The organism is uncultured Pontibacter sp. (genome assembly GCF_947499215.1).
Lineage (GTDB): Bacteria > Bacteroidota > Bacteroidia > Cytophagales > Hymenobacteraceae > Pontibacter.
On record NZ_CANMNI010000003.1, the window covers coordinates 743,419 to 767,447 of the forward strand.

At 49.3% G+C, this 24,029-nt stretch carries 16 protein-coding genes; 8 read left to right on the forward strand and 8 right to left on the reverse strand.

What is annotated here, in order from left to right:
* Nucleotides 1-41 precede the first annotated feature (41 nt).
* From Q1A04_RS17110 to Q1A04_RS17125, 4 genes are read right to left on the reverse strand one after another with little or no spacing between them, the layout of a single operon-like run.
* Nucleotides 42-740, reverse strand: a complete 699-nt coding sequence (locus Q1A04_RS17110; protein ID WP_299708414.1) for a hypothetical protein — start codon at nt 738-740, stop codon at nt 42-44.
* Between the two features lie 12 nt (nt 741-752).
* Nucleotides 753-1,859 carry a phosphoadenosine phosphosulfate reductase family protein gene (locus Q1A04_RS17115; RefSeq protein ID WP_299708415.1) on the reverse strand — a complete coding sequence of 369 codons (1,107 nt, stop codon included), beginning with the start codon at nt 1,857-1,859 and terminating at the stop codon, nt 753-755.
* Nucleotides 1,856-5,080: a hypothetical protein gene (locus tag Q1A04_RS17120; RefSeq protein WP_299708416.1), complete on the reverse strand. Its 3,225-nt coding sequence runs from the start codon at nt 5,078-5,080 to the stop codon at nt 1,856-1,858. The genes Q1A04_RS17115 and Q1A04_RS17120 overlap by 4 nt, the downstream gene beginning before the upstream one ends.
* Nucleotides 5,067-5,984, reverse strand: coding sequence for a DUF4007 family protein (locus Q1A04_RS17125; RefSeq protein ID WP_299708417.1), 918 nt, complete (start codon nt 5,982-5,984; stop codon nt 5,067-5,069). The genes Q1A04_RS17120 and Q1A04_RS17125 overlap by 14 nt, the downstream gene beginning before the upstream one ends.
* Nucleotides 5,985-6,338: 354 nt before the next feature.
* Between Q1A04_RS17125 and Q1A04_RS17130 the strand changes: the two genes are divergently transcribed.
* From Q1A04_RS17130 to Q1A04_RS17150, 5 genes are all read left to right on the forward strand, one after another.
* Nucleotides 6,339-10,244 carry a hypothetical protein gene (locus Q1A04_RS17130; protein WP_299708418.1) on the forward strand — a complete coding sequence of 1,302 codons (3,906 nt, stop codon included), beginning with the start codon at nt 6,339-6,341 and terminating at the stop codon, nt 10,242-10,244.
* Nucleotides 10,245-10,267: 23 nt separating this feature from the next.
* On the forward strand, nt 10,268-12,862 hold the full coding sequence (locus Q1A04_RS17135; RefSeq protein ID WP_299708419.1) for a phosphoenolpyruvate carboxylase: 2,595 nt from the start codon (nt 10,268-10,270) through the stop codon (nt 12,860-12,862).
* Nucleotides 12,863-13,314: 452 nt separating this feature from the next.
* On the forward strand, nt 13,315-16,389 hold the full coding sequence (locus tag Q1A04_RS17140; RefSeq protein ID WP_299708420.1) for a transglycosylase domain-containing protein: 3,075 nt from the start codon (nt 13,315-13,317) through the stop codon (nt 16,387-16,389).
* A gap of 27 nt (nt 16,390-16,416) precedes the next feature.
* Nucleotides 16,417-17,745 carry a ferric reductase-like transmembrane domain-containing protein gene (locus Q1A04_RS17145; protein WP_299708421.1) on the forward strand — a complete coding sequence of 443 codons (1,329 nt, stop codon included), beginning with the start codon at nt 16,417-16,419 and terminating at the stop codon, nt 17,743-17,745.
* 150 nt (nt 17,746-17,895) lie between these two features.
* Nucleotides 17,896-18,270: an STAS/SEC14 domain-containing protein gene (locus Q1A04_RS17150; protein ID WP_299708423.1), complete on the forward strand. Its 375-nt coding sequence runs from the start codon at nt 17,896-17,898 to the stop codon at nt 18,268-18,270.
* Nucleotides 18,271-18,273: 3 nt separating this feature from the next.
* Here Q1A04_RS17150 and Q1A04_RS17155 read toward each other — a convergent pair whose 3' ends face one another.
* Nucleotides 18,274-18,828 (reverse strand): 3'-5' exonuclease, encoded by a 555-nt coding sequence (locus Q1A04_RS17155; RefSeq protein ID WP_299708425.1) that lies wholly within the window; start codon nt 18,826-18,828, stop codon nt 18,274-18,276.
* Nucleotides 18,829-18,965: 137 nt separating this feature from the next.
* Here Q1A04_RS17155 and Q1A04_RS17160 point away from each other — a divergent pair, with 137 nt between their 5' ends.
* From Q1A04_RS17160 to Q1A04_RS17170, 3 genes are all read left to right on the forward strand, one after another.
* Nucleotides 18,966-20,192 (forward strand): bifunctional alpha/beta hydrolase/OsmC family protein, encoded by a 1,227-nt coding sequence (locus tag Q1A04_RS17160; RefSeq protein WP_299708427.1) that lies wholly within the window; start codon nt 18,966-18,968, stop codon nt 20,190-20,192.
* A 250-nt stretch (nt 20,193-20,442) separates the two neighbouring features.
* Nucleotides 20,443-20,724, forward strand: a complete 282-nt coding sequence (locus tag Q1A04_RS17165; protein ID WP_299708429.1) for a DUF427 domain-containing protein — start codon at nt 20,443-20,445, stop codon at nt 20,722-20,724.
* 90 nt (nt 20,725-20,814) lie between these two features.
* Nucleotides 20,815-20,976, forward strand: coding sequence for a hypothetical protein (locus Q1A04_RS17170; protein WP_299708431.1), 162 nt, complete (start codon nt 20,815-20,817; stop codon nt 20,974-20,976).
* A 44-nt stretch (nt 20,977-21,020) separates the two neighbouring features.
* On the opposite strand, the gene mnmE is transcribed toward Q1A04_RS17170, so the two are convergent.
* From mnmE to Q1A04_RS17185, 3 genes are all read right to left on the reverse strand, one after another.
* Entirely contained in the window at nt 21,021-22,400 is a 1,380-nt protein-coding gene (gene mnmE, locus Q1A04_RS17175; RefSeq protein ID WP_299708433.1) for a tRNA uridine-5-carboxymethylaminomethyl(34) synthesis GTPase MnmE, read from the reverse strand.
* A gap of 24 nt (nt 22,401-22,424) precedes the next feature.
* Nucleotides 22,425-22,970 carry a thioredoxin fold domain-containing protein gene (locus Q1A04_RS17180; RefSeq protein ID WP_299708435.1) on the reverse strand — a complete coding sequence of 182 codons (546 nt, stop codon included), beginning with the start codon at nt 22,968-22,970 and terminating at the stop codon, nt 22,425-22,427.
* A gap of 116 nt (nt 22,971-23,086) precedes the next feature.
* Nucleotides 23,087-23,965: a metal ABC transporter permease gene (locus tag Q1A04_RS17185; RefSeq protein WP_299708436.1), complete on the reverse strand. Its 879-nt coding sequence runs from the start codon at nt 23,963-23,965 to the stop codon at nt 23,087-23,089.
* Nucleotides 23,966-24,029: the final 64 nt, after the last annotated feature.

Consider the following 24,029-nt stretch of genomic DNA (forward strand, 5'->3'; position numbering starts at 1 on the left):
TTTCTTTATGCTTATAATGAAAATGCTATCTCCATGATCCGTTATTGTTTGGTAACATTATCTAATGCTTTAGAAAAGTACAAAGAAAAGGGCAGTGAAATAGAAACTTTATAAAATCGGTCTCTAGTTTTTCTTAAAAAAATATAGGATAAAATCAGTATTAAGTAAAGTAAGATATATCGTGGCTGACTATTGAAAAGGCTAAGTTTTGAAAAAAATATAGTGCCAAATGTCATAATAATGCCCATAGTCCCTATAATGACAGATATGTTACCGATATGATTAGAAAGATGTGATCTGAATGTAAAAGTATATACTTTATGATCTGCCTCTGGTACTAAGCCCATCACGATTCTTCTCTTGTCTCTAATACTAATATTCTCAAAACAGTAATTTAAACCTAGTTTGCTATATCGTTCTTTTAGAAGATCATTAACAATTAAAAAATTCTCCTCTTTTGCTATTTCTAATTCGATCCTTTTTTTATAAGATTTCTTGCCTCTAATTTTTTCTTTGAAAGTACTTAAACCATATACCGCATGCCCTATTAAGTACGAGATAATTAGCAACGTTAAAGTATAGTATTCATCGCGTTCATTATGTAAGTGAAAATTAAATAGAAAGTCTTGTTTCACACATGTTGAGATTACTATAATTAAATATGCATCAGGTAAAAAATAACCTATTATGTCCCAGATAAATTCTTTAAATGAATTGAAAAGTGTACTTATTCCCTCCATAGCTAAAGAAGCTTAAATAAAACAAGCAGCACAACCTTCACTTTCAGAATCATCTAAGATATCTAATAAGTAAGGTGATTTAATGTTTGAAGATAACCTCTCTTGTCGCTTAACATACTCTTCTTTTATTTGCTTGACCCTATCTGGTCTAATGAGTTCTGCTAAGCTTTCTTCCTGATTCCAAGTATAGCCATCTTTCTCATACTCCATAGCTTGTTCATAAAGCTCAGGATGTTGTTCATGTAGCCATACCCATTCAATTTTTTGCTGAAAGAAGCAGAAGTAACAGCCAGAACGGCTTCTAGAGTACTCACCTTTTTTGCCACTAGCATCAAATTCTATTTTCTTGTAGTAAGCAGGAACACCTACACCACTTTCTTCAAGAATGCGGAAGATATCATCCCTTACAAGATTTTCTTCATTCTCAACTAAAGGAAAATCTTCTTCTTTAGCTAAGGGATAATCAGTTGACTTTAAAAATTCAAATATGAGATAATTCGTCTCTTTTGTGCCTAAGTCTAAGAGTTGGTTTAGCTTATTATGCAAGGTAAAGCTGTAATCAAGTGGCTTAGAAAGCAACTCAACAAAGCGTGAGCTTCGAGAGCCAAGATCTACAACCTCTGTTAGCGAAATCGCTTTGTCAATATTACTAGAATTTAAAAACTTATTGACCACATCTTCGCTCCATATATTCCTTCTGAAAGGAAATATAGACTGTATGTTTGACTTTCTAGATATATAACCTTCACGATCTTCATCACCCCTGATGCCTACATAGGATACTACTTGGTCATTGCCTATGTACTTTTCAAAAGGCTCTAGCTTTAGCTTCTTAGTACACCATCTTGAGTTAGAAGAAGGTAGGTAACCGCCATATATTTTAAGGAAGTGGTCAAATGGATTCATGTGGCTACCATCAGCTGCATTTAGCAGATGTATCTTTTTACCAAGATACACTTCAAGATTTTCGATGAGCTTGTAAGTCTCATCTAGCTCCTTACCTGTGTCGCTAGTATAGTAATCAATATCAAGCTGCGGATACTTGCTCTTCATGTATATAGCAAGAGCAGCACTATCTTTACCTCCAGAAATACCCAATAAATGTCTTACTTTGCTCATCCCTGTGTTAACTCTTTTAATAAAATTGCTAATGCTGCAATATTTAAGCTTTTGTCTTTTGACAGTGCGGCCTTGAGTGACTCCTGAATCTCATTTACCTCACCTGCTTTTTTCTTCGGTAGCCTTACTAAGCTACGCTTCGTGCCGTCAATAAATGAGTCAAATTGCAAGCTCAATACATCCTCTTTATCAGTATCAATATCAGCCGCAGAGATGGTGGTTAGATTGTCAAGTTCTAGAATTAGCGTTTTGAACTTATCACGTAATAACAATTCTTCTTCGTCTGTTATATTTTCTAGAGACTTCCCAACCACCGCTTGACTTAGTGAACTCAACCATGCTTTTCTATCGTCAAGAGCAGAATCTAGTCTTTGTACAAAGGGTCTTTGCTTAGGTAATAGTAAATGCTTCTTCAGTCCTTTGTACCTTTTCTGTAGCTTCTCTTTATATGCGACGAAATCACAGTCTTCATAAACTATTTCCTGCTGTATAAACTCTTCGAATCGCATAACTAACTCATCATGGCTAGTTCTTATTTCTCTAATAGTAGATTGAAGGCTATTAACGTATTCATTGAGTTTTATCTTACTAGCTTCTAATTCTGAAATAGATGTACCGAGAGCGGCTGGAAGTTCTTCAAAGAAAACCCTCTCAGGGTCCTGAGAAGCTGCAATAACATCTCTTACCGCTATGGCCTCTTTAGTTAGGCGCTTCGTTTTCTTGGAATACTCAGGTAAGCTCTTATAAAAGAATAAGAAGGGCTTAATTGTCTCAATAAAACTTTGCCCACTAAACAAGTTCTTTGTTTCCTGATTTAGAAGAATACGATAGCTATTGAATATATCAAGGCGTACGCCTACTACATCAAATGCTTTTATGGAGAAGCTTTTAGGATCTCTTGATATCAAATCAAGCACCTGATCTGATATATTAGGTATAAGGCTGTTGTTACTGTACAGAGCAAAGTCATTCCTATTTAGAAAAAGGAATATTGGTACCCAATAATCAATTAAACCTTGTTTTAACTTAAATGGCTTTATTTGTAAACCTTTTACAAACTCAGATAGATTTACTTTTTCCTCTTTTGCACTATCGAGAAAATTTGCAGAGTAGTTCCAAAGTGCATTAAAGGTAGAATTTGAAGAAACAGTAATGTTATGTTCTAAGCGGTTTGCGTATGAACCTAAACCATTTCTTTTTAGCAAGGTCAAATAAATCGTTTTCTCTGGTGGATACTTGTCGGCAGGAAAACCTAAATCATCTTGATCCCAGTTATTTGTAAGAGCATAGAAAAGAGACTTCTTGGCAGTTTGTACTACGTTTGATACTTTATGCCTATTGACAAGCTCATTCTTAAACACAGGAGTACTTGGATATACTGTGTAAGATACCTCTGAAATGAGCGCATTGAAATCCTTTTTCGAATTAAGGGCTCTTTGTTCTCCTTTCCAGAACCAAGTAACGTTCGATCCTTTACCGAACAAGTTGCTTATCAAGTTTTGGTTGAGCTCAATAGTTTGGTGGTAGATCATGTTTTCTAGTTCACGTCTAGCAACCTTATCATCATGATTATCCTCTAAAACTTTTTTTGTTTTCTCGATCTCGTATAGAAGCTGTTTAATGAGGTCTGCGTTTTCGTAGTAAGCATATACAATTGCTTCTTCTTGCTGTTCAGAGTGATTTTTTACTTGCTCTGCTGATAACTTACCATTGAAAATTAGGTTTACAAATCCGTCTATTTCACCTTGGGGTACTTTAGAAATAGGGTTGTCTGAAATAATAAATTCGAATGCACGTGGAGTACCTGTCGTGTATGAATAAGACTTAGCTAGTACAGGCGGTAAGGATACATAGCGATCAAGAACTGACTTCACATCAGTAATTTCATTCACCTTATTTGCGGCCTCTATCAAAGCAGCATTAAGATCTAGATCTGTGCCCTCAAACAATATAAACCGCTTACTGTGACGTCGGTAGAAGATTATTTTCTTGGCTTCTAGTTCTGCTAGTATAGTTGTTGCATTAGGTATACCTAGGCAAGTTTTGGCATACGATGTCCAAAAAGCTTCATCTAATATAGAACCATTTGCGGCAAAAATGTTTAATATACCTATGGCTTTAACGAGCTTTACATAGGCTTCTAATTCATTATCAAAAGTTCTTTCAACAGCCTCTAAAGCTGAAGTAATAGATACCCAAGCTGCAAAGTCAGTATTATACCTAGAGGTTAGATAAGAGAAAAAATTATAATGTACATAATCATACACATTAGCTAGGCTATAAAAAGGGGAGCTTTCCTTTCTATACTTGGCTAAGCTAGTATGATCGGTACTTTCTAAGAAGGAAAATAAGGATCTTTCGTTTTGCCCATACTCCTGTAGAGAATAAGTGAGGGTGTTAGCAGCTAAAAGATCTAGCGGATAGATTTTGGCAAAAAGCTCCTCACTATAATTGCTATTAAAGGTAAATGCCTTTGAAGCTTTAAAAATCTCATGAGCAGTTCTAAGTTCCTGCGTTTCTCCCACAACCTTAGTGAAGCGACTAATGTGCTCGGAGGCTAAAAACAAAAGCTGCTCAACTGGCTCATTAAAGGTTATTTCCCTAAATCGTCCCTTTACTTTTGCCCATTCCTGTCTTTGTGAAGAGGACAGAGAGAAGCCATAACTATCAAAGCTTTGGTGAATGGTAGTCAGTAAAGCAATATTGTACTTTGGATCACTCGCAAACTCTGCTAATTGCTGAACAAAGTATAGTTCTTTCTCAGGGTCGTTCTTAGCTGCATACTCTAAGAATTTGCCAAACTCATCAATCACAACAAATAGGAGAGGCGACTCCTGTCCTAGGTCACTATACTTATTGTAAATCTCTGATAGTACATGCTCAGCTAAGTTTTCTTTAGCAGAGATATTAAGCTCAGCAGCAAAAGAATCAATAATGCTCTGATAAGCACCAACAACCTTTATAATGCCGAAATTTTGCTTTGCTCTAAAAGCTGCTTCAAAATACGAGTACTTGCCGTTCAAGCTCTGTTCGAGAGCAAGTAGGAAAGATGATTTCCCAGTACCATAAGAGCCGATTATAGTATAAGCTCTTATACCTTTTTTAAAGTCATCAACAATTTGACTTACTACACGCTGTGAGTTGGGTGTAGGAATATATGTAAAGTCTCTATCAGTATCTCTAATAATATTGATAGAAGGGGTATAGTTACTTTGCATCATAATACTTTCTTAGCATCTCAACTGCCTCAACCTTTTCCTTTATTTGCAACTCTTTTATACCTGCATGATCAGTGTAGCTAATAAAAGAGTATTTTTTTTCTGCTTCTTCAAGCTTTGCCGCTAAGCCAGCTTTGCTAAGTGCGAATACAGCACCGGGGCTGTTGAAATCTTGCTCAAGGCTATTTAGGCCAATTGAAATACTATCCTGATAGTTGTCAAGTATAGCGTAGAGTATGATTTCTACAGGTATGCTATCTCTTTCAGCATTTTCTATGCTATAGAATTCTGTGACTTTTTTCTTTTTCTGTATAAAATCATCTGCTTCTTTAAGAGTAACCTTAATTAGGTTAAGATCTGTCAATAGACCTGAAAAGCTGTCTTCGACGCTCTTTGATTTCTCATCGGAAGACAGGTACATCTTCTTGAAAATTTCAAAATCAGTATGTACAGTATTTCTGTTGTGGTTTAGATAGGGAGTGATGCTTGATTTTCTCTTAATATAAGCATCATATAAATCAGCATCGAAGAGAAGTTTATCTTTTCTAAATTCGTTGAAGATTAGGTAAAACGTCGATGCATATGCGCTCTTAACCAGATGATAATGTAGGAGCCATAAACTTGCATCATCTTCTAGAAATGGATCGAATCCATTACTACTTAAAAGAAGAGTTCCGAAATCAGTTATCTGATCATTAGAATCTGTAATTCCGAAAGCCTTCAGCCAGTGCCTTATTGAAGACACCATGTTTTTACCAACACCAAGTTCAATTACAGAGTCTTCATCACTAAACGCCTTGCCGGATTCTATATAATCATAACCTTTTTTAAGCCATAGCTGCCTACACTGAAATTTTTCGTGCCCTGAAAAGGTATATTTTATTTGCTGTTCCTGTTCTACTATCATATTCAAACTTGCCCTGCTCAATGGACTCATGTAACTATCAAAGATAGTAAACCAATATATATTAGCCTATTGAAATTTAGACAAAAAAACTAAATATTTTAGCAAAAATATTTGCTAAAGTCTTATGCATCTCTTTATCAGTTTAGTGGCTTTTGATAATAAAATCCTCTCTACCTCCTGTTATGATAATGAAGACCATAAGACTTGGTTCTGTCCTTCGTAGATCTTATTACCAAAACTCACTTCATCTTAATCTTCCCACACCCTCCAAACATCCCAAACCCCTTCCTCCCGTAAAACAAGTCACCGGCATTATTTTATGCCTTTCACCTTTTCCCCGAACCGTTACGATTTATGTCAGAACCAGCTACGCCCGGCAAGAGCCGGAAAGCCTTGAAAATTGCAGCCATCGTGCTTGTGAGTCTGGCTGGTTTGCTGTTGTTGGCGCTGTTGGTCCTCTTCTTTTTTGCCGAGCCATTGGTGGAGCGCTATCTCAAAAAGCAGGTGGCCCAGCAAACCGAGGGGCTGTACCAACTCGACCTCGACGAACTGGATCTGAGCTTCAGCAACTGGGGTGTCACCCTGCAGGGTGTGCATCTATACCCGGATACAGCCGTGCACCGGCAGCAAAAGGAGAAGGGGCAGGCCAGCCCCAGCCTCTTGGAAGTGCAAAGTCCGAAGCTCGAAATCACGGGCATAAACCTCCGTGCCCTCATCTTTAACAACCGCCTGACTGTGGGCAAGGTCGTGGCGGAAAACCCCGAGATCACACACCTACACGATGCGGCTGTTACGAAGGAAAGCCGGCAGGACTCCAAAACTGGCGGTGGTTTGGAAGCCGTTCGCATCCGGGAGCTCGACCTGCAGGATGCCAGCTACAGCTACCAGCTGCTGGGGGAGCGGGGGAGGCCGCAGCACGACATCCCGCAACTGTCGCTGCAGGTGCAGGACTTGCAACTCGACCTGCAGGCGCAAGGGGATATCAGCCAGATGTTTCAGGCGGATGGCCTTGACCTCGATATCCGGCGCTATACCTTCCATGCGCCCGACAGCGTGTATACCATCCGGGTCGGGCGCTTTACCTACGCTTCGGGGCAGCAGGAACTGAAAGCGCAGCACATTGCCGTGCAACCTAACCTGCAGGCCAATGCGGCACTTCCCAAAGACCAAGCCCAGCGCACGCTTTACCAGTTCAGCGCGCCACTGCTTGCCCTACAGGGACTGGATGTAGCGTCGGCTTGGGAAACAAAGGACTTGCAGCTTGACCAGTTGCTGTTGGAGCGCGGCACTCTGCAGCTACACGAAAACCCAAACGTGCCCGAAAACACGGAAAGCCCCAGTCCGAAGGAACGCTATACCCAGCTCTCGCCTTACCTGCGTGCGCTCGGTATAAAGGAGCTGCGCCTGCGGGATGGTGATTTTTCTTATCAGCAGCATGGCGTTGCTGTGGATACCATCCACCGGCTGGCCGAGGCAAACCTATACCTGCAAGCGGTGCAGCTCGACTCCCTTACGCTCTTTGCACCCAAGGAAAAAGCCTTTGCAGAAGTGGTCAGCATCAGCACAGGCCGCTATACCTACAAGCCGGTCAGCAGTCCCTATACCTTGCAGACAGCCGGCATGCAGCTGTCCACCCGCGACAAGCTGCTGGAGGCAAAGGCCCTGCACCTGTCCGGCGACTGGGACAAAAACGATGCATTGAAAAGTCAGAACTTGGCGAAGCATACGCTCTACGACGTCCGGCTTCCGCAACTGCGTTTCGAAGAAATGGATCTGCTGGAGGCCATCCGGTCGTCCAGACTCACGATCGGCAGCATAGCGGCGGAGCAGCCCGTGATCGATGTGCGCACCGACCAGCGCGTGCCGAAGTCAGACGAAGGACCCGATCTGCAGGAGCTGTACCGGCAGGTGTCAGGTATAGTCAGCAGTTTGGAAGTAGGGGAGATCCGCATACGCGATGCTGCCCTCACGCAGCACAGCAAAAACAGAAACATACAGCGCCTGCAGCAGCTGGAGCATGCCTCGCTGGTGGCCATTGGGCTGGAACTCGATTCCGCTTTTGTCTTCGACCCGGATCAGGTGATTCCCCTGCAGGACCTTGTGGTAACAGCCCGGAACTACCGCTACCGGATGCCCGATAACACCTATACCTTCACCTTGGACGGACTCCGCTACTCCACCCGGCAGCAGGAGTTCTTGGCCAAGTCGCTGGATGTGAACTCGAGTCTGCGGGCTAACGACTTGCAGAAACTCAGCAATAACGCCAGCCGCAAGCTCATCGACCTCTCGGCCCATTCGCTGCGGATCACCGGGCTGGATTTGATTAGCGCCATGAACACCGGGCGGCTGCAGGCGGACCGGCTGGTGCTTCGGCAGCCGGATGTGGCCATGCTGCTCGACCGTCAGGTGACGGAGTCTTCCTCAGGTCAGCAAGACGCGGGGAAGGCGCTATTTGAGATGCTTGATCTGATATCGGTGAACACCATCCGGCTCGAGGATGGCTCCTTTACCTTCAGCGAAAAACTAAGGCCTGTGATGCGCACCCACCAGCTGGAGCACGCCACCGCCACGATCTCCAAGTTTGAGCTGACGCCCAAGAGTTTTAAAAACCTGAACGACACGCTCCCGATGGAGGAACTCACCTTGGAGGCAACGGACTATACCTACCGCTCCACCGACAGCCTGTATACCATCCGGCTGGACAGTCTGCACTACTCCAGCAGGCAGCAGGAACTGGTCGCCCGCACCTTGGAGGTGAATGCCGACAGGGAGGTGAACGAGCGCCTGAAAGTCAACAGACCGGAATTGGCCAGCCACAACCTGATCAATATCTCCGCCAAAAGATCGCGCATCACGGGCTTTAACCTGATACACGCCTACGCCACGGGCAAGTACCACATGGACAGGCTGCTGCTCGCTGGCCCCGAGGTGACCATTCTGCAGGACCAGAACGTGCCCACGATCAAGAGCATCGCGCTGGCCGAGCAGGACACCGCCTCAGGCAATGACGCTGCAGAGCAGGTAGAGGAACTGGTTTCGACGTTGCAGGTGGGGCGAATCGATGTAACGGACGGCGCCTTTGATTTTGAGCTACTCCGAAACGACACCATCCGCACCAGCCATACCTTGGCCCATGTGGCGCTGGGGATAGATCAGCTCCGGCTGGTGTCGCTGGAGGCAAACGACCCGCTGGATATTTTTGATGTGGACGACATCGACGTGTTGATACAGGGCTATTCCTACCAACTACCCGACAGTTTGTATGCGCTGGAGATAAAGGAGATTACCGCTTCCATGCAGAACAGTTCGCTGCTTGTCGACAGCCTTCGCCTGCGGCCGCTCTACAGTAAGGAGGAGTACGCCGCTAAGTTTGACTACGCCCGTGACCGGGTCGACTTGGAAGTGCCCGGCATTGAGTTGATCAACGTCAGTTTGCGGGCCCTCTTCAACAATCAGGACCTGATCGCGCAGAAAATGCTGATCCGAAACCCGGATGTTGAGATCTACCGCGACAACAGCATCGGCCTTGATCCGGACCGGCAGCCCCCGACCCTGCAGCAGATGCTGCGCGATGCCGCCCTGTATATCCGGTTGGACACGATCTTGGTAGACAAAAAGAACCTCGTGCATCCGGTTATCGCCATCAACGCCGACAAACCGGGCGTATTCCGGCTGGAAGACATCCACTTGGAGCTTTTTAACGTCACAAACGACACGGCGCTCATTCGTCTGAACAACATCATCACCGCAGACGTGAAGGCCCAGCTGATGGGGGCAAGCACTCTGCAGGGGCGCTATGAATTTGAGATGGACCATCCCGAAGACCGCTATACCTACGAGGGCACGCTGGACCCGATGGACTTTAGGGCCTTGAACCCTCTGTTTGAGAACATGCTGTTTATCCGGATCAAGAGCGGGCAGATCGGCAAGGCGTCTTTCTCGATTGAATCTACCCGGACAGCCTCCACGGGGCAGGTGCATTTTCCGTACACCAATCTGAAGATACAGCTTCTGAGCAAAGACGACCCGGACAACCCAGGCCTGCTGCTCCGTGTGGGTACCCGGCTGGTGAATACGCTGATCGTGAAGACCAACAACCCCTCCACGCTGGGTAAATTCAGAGAGGGGGATGTGGAAGAAGAGCGTGACAGGCAGCGGGCTGTTTTCCATCACATGGGCCAGTCCCTGTTCGATGGCGTTGGCACCAGCCTGATGAGCAAATGTGTGGAGCGGATCGTTTCGACTTTTGTGGATTTGTAAGATTTAAACTAACCTGAGCCTATATGACCTCACACAACGCCTTGCGAGCCGATACCAATCTGGAGGCCTTCTCCACCTTGGTTGGCACCCGCTATGAGATGTATAACAGCCTGTTCTCTTCGCTGCCCTTTCACCGGGTGGAGAAAACGGGCGTGCTGCTTTCGCTGCTCGTGCTGCATGGTGAGGATGGTTATCAGCGCCAGCAGAGTCCGCAGGAGATTATTCAGAGCTTCTTCGAGCAGTATACCAATTACCGCTCGGAGCAGGAGCAGCATGACCTGCTGTTTCGTTTCGTGCAGTACGCCGAGCGGCAGGTGGTGCTGTTCGATGCGCTGGAGGAGGCCGCCTTCCGCGACACGCACGACATGCACGGTGCAGGCACCTTGAACCAACTCAGCATTGCGGTGGTGCAGGAGCAGGCGCAGGAACAGCTGGCACAAAAGCTGCGGGATTTTGCGGTGCGCATGGTGCTCACGGCGCATCCCACGCAGTTCTACCCGAGCAATGTGCTGGGCATTATCAACGACCTGTCGCAGGCGCTGGCCACTGACAATACTTCGCAGGCACATTCCTACCTGCGGCAGCTGGGCAAGACGCCCTTCTTCAAGAAAGAGAAACCAACGCCTTATGAAGAAGCCGTCAGCCTGATCTGGTTTCTGGAGAATGTTTTTTACCGCGCCGCCGGTGGCATTATTTCCTACCTGAATGTGCAGTTTCCGAGTGTCGTACGGCCGGGTTTCAAACTGATCCGGATGGGTTTCTGGCCCGGAGGTGATCGGGACGGGAATCCTTTTGTAAAGGCGGAAACCACCCTACAAGTGGCGGATGCGCTGCGGGTTGCCGCCATCAGGGCCTATTACGCCGATGTGCGCCGACTCAGACGCCGCCTGACCTTCAGAGGGGTGGAAGACCTGCTCCGCGAACTGGAAGCCAAGCTCTATAACAACCTTTTTGTGCCCGACTATACCCTGGACCTGAAGCAGGAGGATATACTCGCCCCGCTTCAGGAGATCAGCAGGCTATTGCTGCAGGAGCACAACAGTTTATTCTTGGGCCAAGTCGAGGCGCTGATCACCAGCGTGGAACTCTTTGGCCTGTTCTTCGCGACGCTCGACATCCGGCAGGACTCCTCGGTGCACGCGCAGCTCTATGAGGAGCTTTCCCAACGCACCGATCTCCTGCCAAAAAACTACGCACAACTTCCGGACGAAGAGAAAATAAGCGCCCTGCTAGGTATAGCGGGGAGTCTGGAAAATCGGGAACTGTTCACGGACGAGGAGTTGCTGCAGGATACCTTGGAGACGGTAGCCGCTATCCGGACGATACAGGAGCGCAACGGGGAGGAGGGATGCCACCGCTACATCATCTCTCACTGCACCAGCGCCCTGAATGTGCTGGAAGTCTATACCTTGTTCCGCTTGGCCGGCTGGCAGCCCGATGCGCTCACCGTCGACATTGTGCCGCTCTTCGAAACAATCACGGACCTGCGGCAAGCGGCGCCTGTTATGCGGCAGCTCTATGAAAATAAGGTATACCGGGAGCACCTGCAACGGCGGGGCGATACCCAAACCATCATGCTCGGCTTCTCTGACGGCACCAAAGACGGCGGCTATCTGATGGCCAACTGGAGCATCTATAAAGCCAAGGAGGCCCTAACGGAGGTTAGCCGAGAGTATGGGGTCGAGGTGATTTTCTTTGATGGGCGGGGAGGACCACCGGCACGGGGCGGCGGCAAGACGCAGCAGTTCTACGCCTCCATGGGCAATAACATCGCCAACAAAGAGATTCAGCTCACCATTCAGGGCCAAACGGTAAGCTCCAACTTTGGTTCGGTGGATGCGGCCCGCTTCAATCTGGAGCAGCTCCTGCATGCCGGTATCAGCAACAGTCTGTTCGACCGCAAAAAGCCCACGCTAACCCCAGCCGATGACCAGCTGTTGCAGGAACTGGCGGAGGTGAGTTTTGATGCCTACACGGAGCTGAAGAACCACCCGGTTTTTTTGGAGTACCTGACTTTTGTGAGCCCATTGCGCTATTACGGCGAGGCCAACATTGGCAGCCGTCCCTCGAAGCGCAAAGCCGGCAAGCTGAACTTGGATGATCTGCGTGCCGTGCCTTATGTGGGGGCTTGGAGTCAGCTGAAACAGAACCTGCCGGGCTACTATGGCGTGGGCAAAGCCTTGGAGGCACTGCATGCGAAAGGGGACTGGCCACGACTGCAGCAGCTCTACAAACACTCGCTTTTCTTTAAAACCCTGCTCGATAACTGTGAGATGGCGATGAAGAAATGCTTTTTCCCGGTTACGGCCTATTTGGCGGAGCATCCCACCTATGGAGAGCTCTGGAAGCAGATCTATGAGGAGTTTGAGCGAACTAAAAAGTATGTGCTGCTGCTGGCGGGTGCTGACACGCTGATGGCGGACAAACCCATAGATGAGCTCTCGATTCAGTTGCGGCAGCGCATCGAGTTACCCCTGATCACGATTCAGCAATATGCCTTAGCTAAGATAAGGAGTCTGGAGGAACAGAACCCGCAGGATCAAGGCAAACAGGTATACGAAAAGCTGGTCGTGCGCTGCTCCTTCGGCATCATTAACGCCGAGCGGAACTCTGCCTAATGGGTAGAATCATTTCATTCTCGCGAATTCTCCTCTTGAGGGCAGGGTGGTTTATTCCCCAAGGCTATCCCCTTGAGGACAAGTGAGAACGTGAGTTCGAAACTTGCGACCAAGGGTCAATAGGGGTGTATATTCGGAGTTCAATTGCCAATAATCGGCAAATATTAAATTCACCCGCAACTGTAACACCCCTCTGCGCTCCCCTCAAGGGGAGAATTTGCAAGAGTGAAACGGCCCTGCGCTCGATCGGACTTCAAGCATGCTTAAAATTATGCTCTTATAATCAGTGTTTTACGGCACTTTTAACATCGATTAAACGTACAAAGGACTACCAATTAATCCTTTTTTAGCACAATCAATTTTGGGTGATGGTAGTCAGCAATTACCGTCCCACACACACGGTCAGTCAAGAGAGAAAGCGTGGGACCATCCTGATATGGGTGCTCTTCGGAATGCTACTCGTCGTAATAGGAGTTGTAGTCGCTGCCGTGGTTTATGAAGCCCGTACTTCCCGTTTACAAGCACGTGAACTTTCACGATTTGCCGCTACGCTTACCTATCAGGTTGAGCCCGGTGCGAGTGATGCGATCATCTACCCAAAACACGGTCCCTTTGATACCCGGCTCGGCTATGCGCAACTGCCTCAACTGATCGACCGGGCGCAGGCACGCGGGATGGAGGTCATGCAGCAGGCCCGCTTTTCGGAGGCCCTTCTCAACTATACCTCTCAAGGATACTTTGCGCCGTACCCCGAGAAAACACAGGCCGGTCTGCGCATCGTCGATTACAACGGCAGGCCCGTCTACGACTTCCAATACCCGCGGCGTCTATACGCCAGCTACGAGGCCATTCCGTCGCTGATCACCTCGTCGCTTTTGTTTATCGAGAACCGGGAGCTGCTGGCTGCGGACAGGCCTTTTATGAACCCTGCTGTTGACTGGTTGCGCTTTACGAAGGCCAGTCTGCACATGGCCGCCAACAGGGCGGGGCTGGATTACCAGACCATGGGCGCCAGCACCCTCGCCACCCAGATCGAGAAATACCGCCACTCCCCGGCGGGTATAACTGAAAGTCCACGGGCAAAGCTGCAGCAGATGGCCTCGGCCAGTGTGCGCGCCTACCAGTCGGGGCCCGAAACGCTGCCCGCCCGTCAGGCGCTGGTGCTGACCTATGTGAACACGTTGCCGCTTTACGGAGCGCCCGGCTACGGCGAGGTGCATGGATTGGGGGATGGACTCTGGGTGTGGTTCGGCACGCGCTTCGATCAGGTGAACCGGCTGCTGAGCCTGCCGGTGGCCGCGGATGACACGCTGCTGGCACAGGGGCAGGCGCTCCGGCAGGTGCTTTCGCTGTTCATCGCCCAGCGACGACCCGCTTATTTCCTGAGTCCGAGAGGACGCGTAGAGCTGAGCGAAATGACAGCCAGTTACCTGCGCCTGCTGGCTTCCAACGGGCACATCAGTCCGGAGCTTCGGGATGCGGGTCTGCAGCGGGAGGTGACATTCCGTGACTTTGAGGCAGCCCCCATCACCGTGCCGATGGATACCGACAAAGGATCGCTGATGGTGCGTACCCATCTGGCGGGTATGCTGGGTAAATCGCTCTACGACCTCGACCGGCTGGATATGGGTGCGACCACCACACTGGAGCACGAACTACAGGGGCAGGTGAGCGATTACCTAAAACGCTTGAATGATCCGGCATTTGCCAAAAGCGTGGGCCTCTTTGGTGAGCGCCTGCTGGCTTCGAAGCGAACAGAAGAGGTGCGCTACAGCTTTACCTTGTATGAGCGCACACCGCAGGGCAACGTGGTGCGCGTGCAGACCGACAACACCGACCAGCCCTTCGATCTGAACGAGGGCAGCAAATTGGAACTGGGCTCTACGGCCAAGCTGCGCATGCTGGTCACCTACCTCGATATCATCGCCGAGATACACGCCCGCCACGCCGGACAGTCCGTGCCTGACTTGCGACAGGCTTTGGCGGAATCGCAGGACAACCTGAGTCGCTGGACCCAGCGCTACCTGCTGCAGGCAAAAGACAAGAGCCTGCCTGCCACGCTCCACGCCGCGCTGGAACGCCGCTACTCGGCCAGTACGTATGAGCGCTTTTTTACTGGTGGGGGCATGCACACCTTCCACAACTTCAGCGACACAGAAAACGGCAAGAACCCAACCGTGCACGAGGCTTTCCTGAAATCGATCAACCTTCCATTTGTCAGGCTGACGCGCGACATCATCCGGTATAACATACAGCAACGAACCGGAGGCAGCGCCGCAATGCTAGGCAACGCATCGGACCCGCGCCGCCGCGAGTACCTGACCCGCTACGCCGACCGGGAAGGACAGGTATACCTGCTGCGTTTTTGGCACAAGTACAAAGGCAAGACGGAGGCAGAACGCTACGAGACCCTCCTCAAAAGCATGCGCCTCAACTCGGTCCGATTTGCCACTGTGCATCGTTTTCTATACCCCGAAACCGACTCAGTCCGTTTTGTTCAGTTGATGCGGCAGCGCGTGCCTTGGGAAAAGAAACTGAAGCAAAAGCGCATTATGGAGCTGTACCACCAGTTTGGGCCCGAGGCCTTTGACCTGAACGACCAAGGCTATATTTCGCGCGTGCACCCACTGGAACTTTGGACACTACAATACCTACAGGAACACCCCGAGGCTAATTGGCCAGAGGTGGTGGCCGCCAGCCAAGACACCCGGCAGGAGGTATACAAGTGGCTGTTCCGGTCACGGCACAAGAGCGCCCGCGACTCGCGCATCCGCACCATGCTCGAGCTGGACGCCTTTGCCGACCTACAGCAGCGCTGGCAAAAACTCGGCTATCCGTTTCAGCAGCTGGTGCCCTCGCTGGCCACGGCCCTCGGCTCTTCCGGCGACCGCCCCGAGGCGCTGGCCGAGCTGATGGGTATTATCCTGAACGATGGTGTGCGGTATAAGACACGCCGCATTAAGGAACTGCATTTCGGCACACAGACGCCCTATGAAACCGGTTTGAAATGGCAGACTCAGGAAGGAGAGCAGGTGCTGCCGCCGGAAGTGGCCGCCCTCGTGCGGGAAACGCTGCTGCAGGTAGTTGCTAAAGGTACCGCACGTCGCCTGCAGGGCGGTTTGCCGGCTAGCGAAGGAAACACGTTGCAACTGGGCGGCAAGACCGGCACGGGCGATAACCGGGTGGTGACGATGAACAGGAGCGGACAGCGACTCACATCGCGCACTATTAACCGCACGGCCACCTTCGTGTTTTTTGTAGGTGATAACCACTTCGGCACGCTCACTGCTTTTGTACCCGGACGAGAGGCCGCCGATTTTCATTTTACCTCTTCGCTGCCAGTGCAGGTGTTGCGCGGCATGGCGCCGATCTTAGCACCCTACCTAGAGCCGGCCGACAGCACGCAGCTGGTCACTCCGCAGAATCCTGAGCGCACTAAAATCAAAAATTATGCAATGGAGTATACTATAAGTGAAACTGTTTCAGATAACAGGTCGAACTTATTGAACGCGGACCCCTCGCTCTAAAGATTGGGGGCAGATAACCGGATTGAAATGAGATACTCCTACCGAAGAGGGTTTTCATGGCTGCTGCTTTTTACCGTACTGGCTCTTGTTCCGCTGGGCATTGCTTTGGTGGGGCCTATACCTGCCGCCAGATCCTTCTGGATTGAGTTGGGGGTAGCCTTGGGCTTTATCGCCTTGGCTATTTTTGGTCTGCAGTTCCTCTTTTCAGGTCGCTTCCACTGGATCGCCCCCACCTTCGGCATGGATAACATCATCCACTTCCACCGGAAGATGGGGATCATTGCTTTTTTCTTCATTCTGGCCCACCCGATCATTCTCATTCTCGCTGACACGGAATTTCTGCTGTACTTTGATCCGCGTGTTAACCTTCTCCGTGCCATCGCGCTCAGCTACGTTTCGGTGGCCTTGATTGGCATCACGGTGACGAGCATCTGGCGCATGGCCTTTAAGCTGAGCTACGAGAAGTGGCGACTCCTGCACGGTTTCCTGTCGCTCTCCATCGTGTTTGTTGGCGTGGTGCATTCCATACAAGTGTCACATTACATGGACCCGCTCTGGAAAAAAATTGCGCTGGCCGCTTTGATGGGAGCCTGTATGTACCTCGTGCTCCACACAAGGCTTGTCAGGCCTTGGCTCAACCGCAAAAAGCCGTACCGGGTTACCAAGGTGAACGATGAGCGCGACGAATGCTGGACCCTCACCCTGAAACCGGAGTCGGGGAGGAAGATGGCTTTCAAGCCCGGGCAGTTTGCGTGGATCACCGTGAATGAAAGTCCCTTTTCCCTGCAACAGCACCCTTTTTCATTTGCCTCCAGCGCCCGTGCCGAAACCATCAGTTTCACGGCAAAAGAGTCCGGCGACTTCACTTCCACCTTTAAAGAGATACCTGTAGGTGCTAAGGTATACCTGGAAGGGCCCTTTGGTTCGTTCACGCCTGAGCCGGATAGTCACTTGTTTCTGGTGATGGGCGGTATAGGTATAACGCCGGGCATGAGCATGCTGCGGACTATGCGCGACGATAAGGATCCCCGCAAGGCCATTTTGCTGTATGCGAGTAAGAAATGGAAGGATGTGACCTTCCGGGAGGAGCTAACTGAAATCAGCAAAGAGATAGACCTTCGTATAATTCATGTAATAGAAGACGTGCCGGATGAGGAGGAGCTGCCGGAAGACGTAGACGGGGAAGGTGGGCGCATTGATGAGGAAATGCTTGCCAAATACCTGCCCGAACACCCGGAGAAATACATGTACTTTATCTGCGGTCCGGGCCCTTTGATGGATGTGGTGGAAATTGGACTGAACAATTTGGGTATAGACTGGCGCCGCATCTACTCAGAGCGCTTTGAAATAGTGTAATTAGCATAAAAAAGCCCATGACGGAAAAAAACAGAAAGCTTCTTTACAAGATCATCAGCCGGCTGGGTGAAGTGGTAGGCCTCGTGCTGCTGCTGGCGGCTGTTCTGTTCGCTTCGAGAGGGCTATGATGAACCAAAAACATAATAAGCTATGATCAAAAAAATAGACATTGGACACCCAAACGTGCTGGCTTTCAGAGTAGAAGGCGAACTGGACGTGCAGGACATGAAAGCTTCGCAGGAAGTCATTAAACCGGAGCTGGAATCGGATGCGCCCTTTAACCTATACTTAGAGATGGCAGCCACGGAAGGGGTGGAGCCCGCCGCCATTCAGGAGCGGGTGCGTTTTATTTTGTCGAATTTCAGCGATGTGATGAGCAAAGTGAAAAAGATCGCCATCGTGACAGACAAAAGCTGGCTGCAGCACCTTATGTCCGGTGTTTTCACGGTTGTAACGTCCATTGAGCAGCGTTCTTTCTCCTTCGACGAAGCAGATGCGGCCCGCCGGTGGGTGGCTTCGCACTAGTAATTAAACACGGCAGATCTTACTCCCCATCTTCAAATCAAACTCCTCTTCAGAGCTGGTGTTGGTGAGCTCGAGTGCCTTCACCGAAAGTCGGGCGCAGGCATCGGCATCGGAAGCGGCGCGGTGGTGCAGGAAGTCGATGCGGTGCATGTTGCAGAGCGTTTTGAGATCGTATTTGTGTATGCCTTTCCAGATGTTCTTGGAGAACTTCAGGCTGCAGGCATAGCGCGCCTGCGGCAGCGGAATGCTGTATGTGGCAAGTGTCTTGCGCAGCACGCTCATGTCGAAGCTGGCATTGTGGGCGATCAGCAGCTGTCCCTCTAGGTATGGCTTTAGCACCGGCCACAGCTCTCTGAAATCAGGCTGGTCTTTTACGTCGGCAGGTCGGATGCCGTGTACGGCAATGTTGAAAGAATTGAAATTCGGGTAGTACAAAGGCTTAATCAGCCACGACTTTGTTTCTACAATCCGTCTGTCCCTCACCACAGTTATACCTATCTCACAAGGGCTGTCGCGCTGCGGTGTGGCTGTCTCAAAGTCAAGTGCAATAAAATCCATGCTGCAAGTTAGGACTTAATCAGTAAATGTCATAAACCACAGGTTGCTATAGGAGGCCGTTACGTAGCCATGCTTGGTAAAGCTGCGTTAATAACTATTCAAAAGCTCAACAGCAATCAAAAAAAGAAAAAACACTTATGAAAACGATCCGAGTCACCTTCCCAAATGCCAGCGGACACATGCTTTCAGGAAGATTGGAGATGCCAGTAGATGGAAAGCCACATGCCTATGCCTTGTTTGCCCACTGCTTTACCTGCACCAAAAACCTGACAGCTATCAGCAATATTGCGCGCACCATGAGCCTGATGGGTATAGCGGTGCTCCGCTTTGACTTTACGGGCTTGGGGGACAGTGAAGGGGAGTTTGACGAGTCGGGGTTTTCCTCAAACGTGTCAGATCTGGTTAGTGCCTGCAAGTTTCTGGAAAAAGAATACAGCGCACCGGATATTGCTGTCGGGCATTCGTTGGGAGGCACCGCCGTACTGATGGCCGCAAAGTCACTCCACTCCCTAAAGGCGATCGTCACCATTGGCTCTCCATTCGATCCCGCCCACGTGAAGCATTTGATCCAACCTGCTTTGAGCAGCGTGGAGGCGGAGGGCACGGCTATGGTGAACATTGGGGGAAAGCCTTTTCCGATAAGCAGGGAGTTTGTGGAGGAATTGGATGCGTATGACCCGGAAGCAAGTATAGCACAGCTCGATAAGGCGCTCCTCATACTTCATTCACCGCAGGATCGGGTAGTCAGTATCGACAATGCCGCCGCCATTTACAAAACAGCCCGTCACCCGAAGAGCTTTGTCTCGCTCGACGGAACTGACCATTTACTATCTGATAAGAAGGACTCCCAATACACGGGCGAACTCATAGCGAGTTGGGTGAAACGCTACATCACCATTCCGGCACCAGAGCCCATTAACGCCATCAAACGGGTGGCGGCACGCATAGGCCCGGATGCCCTCACCACCGAGATTCAGGCAGGCAGGCACTCCCTGTTATCTGATGAGCCGGAAGAGGTTGGCGGACTTGAGCTTGGCCCGACACCATACGACTTGGTAGTGGCGGGCTTGGGAGCCTGCACGGCCATGACCCTGCGCCTATACGCAGACCGCAAAAAGTGGCCTCTAACGAATGTGCTGGTGCACCTAAGCCACAAGAAGATTCACGAAGTCGATTCTGAGAATCCGGATAAAAAAGCGCTTCTTGACCATATTTGGCGTGAAATTGAGCTCGAAGGCGACCTAACGGATGAACAACGCGAGCGTCTGCTGGAGATCGCCGAGAAGTGCCCTGTGCACAAAACGCTCCACCAACGGGTAGAGATCGTCTCAAAGCTCCTGCCCCCATCTCAAAACGAGGGATAGGAGGAAATAGGGCTGCTTTTCAATGCTAGGAAAGTTGTTTACGTATACATACTTGGTATCAGTATTTAAGCTTTTGTGTATGGATCCTAAGGTAGTACTTTCTCTTTTATTGGTGGGTTCGCTAGTCTATTTCGTTATTGAATTTTCAAGAGACTAATCCCACCTTATTCAGCCAGTCGAAAACATGCAACACTATACGCTGTTGTATGTAAAAGACTGTGTAAAATAATTCACCAAAGACCTTAACCATATGAAAGCTATCTGGAATGGAGAGACTATTGCCGAAAGCGATGATACGGTTGTAGTGGAGGGAAACCATTATTTTCCTGCGGACTGCCTGAAGGGGGAATGCTTTATACCGAGCAACACCACCACGCATTGCCCATGGAAAGGTGCTGCCTCTTACTATACCCTACACGTGGATGGGAAAGAGAACAAAGACGCCGCTTGGTATTATCCCGACCCCAAAGACTCGGCAAAGCACATCAAAGACCGTGTCGCCTTTTGGCGCGGAGTGGAGGTGGTGAGGTGAGCTAGAGGCGTTTAATTCACATATTTGATAAAGTTAGCGTACATTGAATACGCGTATGCTAATTATAAATTATGGACACTGAACTAGACCATGAGCACCAGATCTGAAGACCAACAAAGAAAACAGCGCCAAAAGGAATTCTTGGAAAGGAAAGAAAACCAAAAGCGTATTAAAGCTGCTACGAAAAAAAGTAAACACAGTACATCCACAAAAGATGATGATACTGATAAAGCAGGCAAAAGTGCAGAATAGCTCTTGCTGGTTATAAAAGGTAGTTGATATGATGTCTCTATAAGTTACTTTCCGATGCAGAATTTGGTGAAAATATTGTCCAGCAAATCATCCGTGGTGATTTCACCGGTAATCTCCCCTAGGCTATAAAGCGCTCTGCGAATATCAGCTGCCACTAAATCACCGCTCATCCCTAAACCGATCCCATTCAGCACATCGTCCAGCGCCTCGTAGGTTTTGTTCAGGCTGTCGACGTGGCGCAGGTTCGTCACGATGGTCTGCTGCTGGGTATTGAGTTTGCCTACGTTTACCTTGTCCACCAAGGCCTGTTTCAGGTCCTCTAGGTTCGCACCATCGGCAGCGGAGATTTGCACCAGTCCATCTATACCCGCAAAAGCAGCCAGTTTCTCCGGAGAGGCTTGATCTATTTTGTTGGCGACGGGCAGGAAGGGGAGTTTCTTCGGATTCAGCACTTCCAATTCAGACTGCAGCTCTTCTGGCGTGGTGTCTGTTACATCAAACAGGTAGATAATGAGCGAAGACTGGCTCAGTTTCTGATGAGTACGTTCCACCCCGATGGCCTCTACTTTATCTGTAGTTTCGCGCAGACCGGCTGTGTCGATGAAACGGAAAGTTACTCCTCCGATATTGATCTCGTCCTCAATGAAGTCGCGTGTCGTGCCCGGCACATCCGATACGATAGCTTTTTCCTCGTTGAGCAGCTTGTTGAGCAGCGTTGACTTGCCGGCATTGGGTTTCCCCACGATCACGGTCGGTACGCCATTCTTGATCACATTGCCAAGCTCAAATGACTTAAGCAGCTCCCGAATGATATGCTGTATGTTCAGGATAAGCGAGCGCAACTGGTCACGGTCGGCAAATTCAACATCCTCCTCGCCGAAGTCCAGCTCCAGTTCGATCATAGAGGCAAAATGCACGAGCTCTGCCCGCAGCCTCTTGATCTCCTGCGAAAAGCCGCCGCGCATCTGTTTCATGGCCACCTCATGCGACAGTGCAGAATCGGAAGCGATCAGGTCGGCCACGGCCTCGGCTTGTGCCAAGTCAAACTGCCCGTTCAAAAAAGCGCGTTTTGTAAATTCACCGGCATTGGCCAGTCGTGCACCTTTCTGCAGCAGCAGCTGGATGATTTGCTGCACAATGTAATCGGAGCCATGGCAGGAAATCTCCACCACGTTCTCTTTGGTATAGGAGTGAGGCCCGACAAAAATCGAAATCAATACTTCATCAATAATCTTGCCTTCATCTCGGATAGTTCCGAAATGGATCGTATGGCTAGGCTGGGCATTAAGGTCTTTGCCTTTGAATACGCTGCTGGTAATCGTGATGGCCTCCGGACCGGAAAGTCGGATAACAGCAATCGCGCCTGTACCGGAAGCAGTGGCTACGGCAACAATGGTATCGGTATGTATGAATTGATTAATCAAGGTATGGCTTTTTAAACCGTAAAATTACTTCTTTTTCTCATAGTCCTGCCACGTCATGCTTTTGTGGTGGTTGTCGCCGAAATAGGTCAGAATCTTATAGAATGTCTTGGCATCGAGGTAGCCTGGAACAGGGGTGAGCATGTTGAACTTCTCGTCAAGGTATACCGTGGTGGGATAACTCATCTGCCCCTGCAATAAGGCAATAGCCAGTTCGTGTGCTTTATACTCCGGCTTGAAGGTATAGGTATGGCCGTTGAGTGTGATTGGCTTTTTGCCTTCCGCATCCAGTTTCACGGCGTAATAATTCTTATTGATATAAGCCACAACAGCCGGATCGGTGAAGGTGGACTTGTCCATCTTTTTGCACCAGCCGCACCAGTCGGTATAAACATCAATCATGACTTTGCGCGGTTGCTTTTTTATTTTGGCAGCCGCCTCTTCCATGGTCAGCCAGTTAATTTGCGTGGCAGCCGCCTCCTTATTTTTGTCATGCGATGGCACGGAGAAGGTATAGCCCGATAGCATCAGCATGAGGGCAAACAATGGAAGCAGGAATGTTTTCTTTTGCATATGGGGTTTTGTAGAATCAGAACGTGTAAAATTCAGATTTAATTTCGTCTCCATTTCTTCTATTCGACAATTGCTATTGCACACGCTGTCGATAGCACCTTTTTCCTGCCAAATGCTTAATGCCCCACGGCCTGCACCCGCTTTTGGCGCATCAGGATACCTCTGGACGGGGAGAAGAGGAATGCCAACATAAACGCAATGCCTGTTACAGTGGCAATGGCGCCGGCAATAGATCCATCCATCCAAACGGCCAGATAATATCCTAAGATGGAGGAGGCGATACCGACCGCTACCGAAATGCCCAGCATGGTTTTGAAATTATCGGTGAGCAGGTAGGCCGTGGCAGGAGGGGCCACCAGAAAGGCCACTACCAGAATCGCTCCCACCGATTCAAACGAGGCTACGGTCGTAAGCGACACGGCCCCCATGAGCAGGTAATACCATAGCGTAGTCGAAATGCCGATAGCCGCCGCAAAGGCCGGGTCGAAGGTTGTCAGGAACAACTCTTTGTAGCCCACCCAAATGAAAATGCCGATGAGCCCAGTCACGACAGCTAGTGTCCAGACGGTGCGTGGCCCCATGCTTAGTCCGCCCTCTGTGATGATCAGGTCGAGCGGAACATAGGCAATCTCGCCATACAGCACGCAGTCTTGGTCAAGGTCTACCTGCCCGGCAAATACTGAAATGAGAATGATGCCAATGGCAAAAAGCCATGTAAAAGTGACCCCAATAGCCGCATCGGCCTGTACCCGGGCAAAGCGGTGGAAGAACTCAATGAGAAAAGTGGTCAGCACTCCCAGTAGACCCGCTCCGATGAGCATTGGGATGGTGTCGCGTGAACCTGTGAGCATGAAAGCGATGACGATACCCGGCAGCACGGCATGCGATATGGCATCGCCCACCATGGCCATACGCCGCAGTATGAGGTAGCAGCCCAGCAGACTGCAACACGTCGCTACCAAAGAGCCCGTCAATATGATCCAGAAGGCGTTCACTTATTTTGTTTAATGGTTAAAATGTTAATGGTTAAAATGTTTAGTGCACGATTCGGACAGGTCG

Excerpts from the sequence above, each read along its gene's own strand:
- Q1A04_RS17110 (WP_299708414.1), bottom strand. The coding sequence starts at position 740 with ATGGAGGGAATAAGTACACTTTTCAATTCATTTAAAGAATTTATCTGG.
- Q1A04_RS17115 (WP_299708415.1), bottom strand. The coding sequence starts at position 1,859 with ATGAGCAAAGTAAGACATTTATTGGGTATTTCTGGAGGTAAAGATAGT.
- Q1A04_RS17120 (WP_299708416.1), bottom strand. The coding sequence starts at position 5,080 with ATGATGCAAAGTAACTATACCCCTTCTATCAATATTATTAGAGATACT.
- Q1A04_RS17125 (WP_299708417.1), bottom strand. The coding sequence starts at position 5,984 with ATGATAGTAGAACAGGAACAGCAAATAAAATATACCTTTTCAGGGCAC.
- Q1A04_RS17130 (WP_299708418.1), top strand. The coding sequence starts at position 6,339 with ATGTCAGAACCAGCTACGCCCGGCAAGAGCCGGAAAGCCTTGAAAATT.
- Q1A04_RS17135 (WP_299708419.1), top strand. The coding sequence starts at position 10,268 with ATGACCTCACACAACGCCTTGCGAGCCGATACCAATCTGGAGGCCTTC.
- Q1A04_RS17140 (WP_299708420.1), top strand. The coding sequence starts at position 13,315 with ATGCTACTCGTCGTAATAGGAGTTGTAGTCGCTGCCGTGGTTTATGAA.
- Q1A04_RS17145 (WP_299708421.1), top strand. The coding sequence starts at position 16,417 with ATGAGATACTCCTACCGAAGAGGGTTTTCATGGCTGCTGCTTTTTACC.
- Q1A04_RS17150 (WP_299708423.1), top strand. The coding sequence starts at position 17,896 with ATGATCAAAAAAATAGACATTGGACACCCAAACGTGCTGGCTTTCAGA.
- Q1A04_RS17155 (WP_299708425.1), bottom strand. The coding sequence starts at position 18,828 with ATGGATTTTATTGCACTTGACTTTGAGACAGCCACACCGCAGCGCGAC.
- Q1A04_RS17160 (WP_299708427.1), top strand. The coding sequence starts at position 18,966 with ATGAAAACGATCCGAGTCACCTTCCCAAATGCCAGCGGACACATGCTT.
- Q1A04_RS17165 (WP_299708429.1), top strand. The coding sequence starts at position 20,443 with ATGAAAGCTATCTGGAATGGAGAGACTATTGCCGAAAGCGATGATACG.
- Q1A04_RS17170 (WP_299708431.1), top strand. The coding sequence starts at position 20,815 with ATGAGCACCAGATCTGAAGACCAACAAAGAAAACAGCGCCAAAAGGAA.
- Q1A04_RS17180 (WP_299708435.1), bottom strand. The coding sequence starts at position 22,970 with ATGCAAAAGAAAACATTCCTGCTTCCATTGTTTGCCCTCATGCTGATG.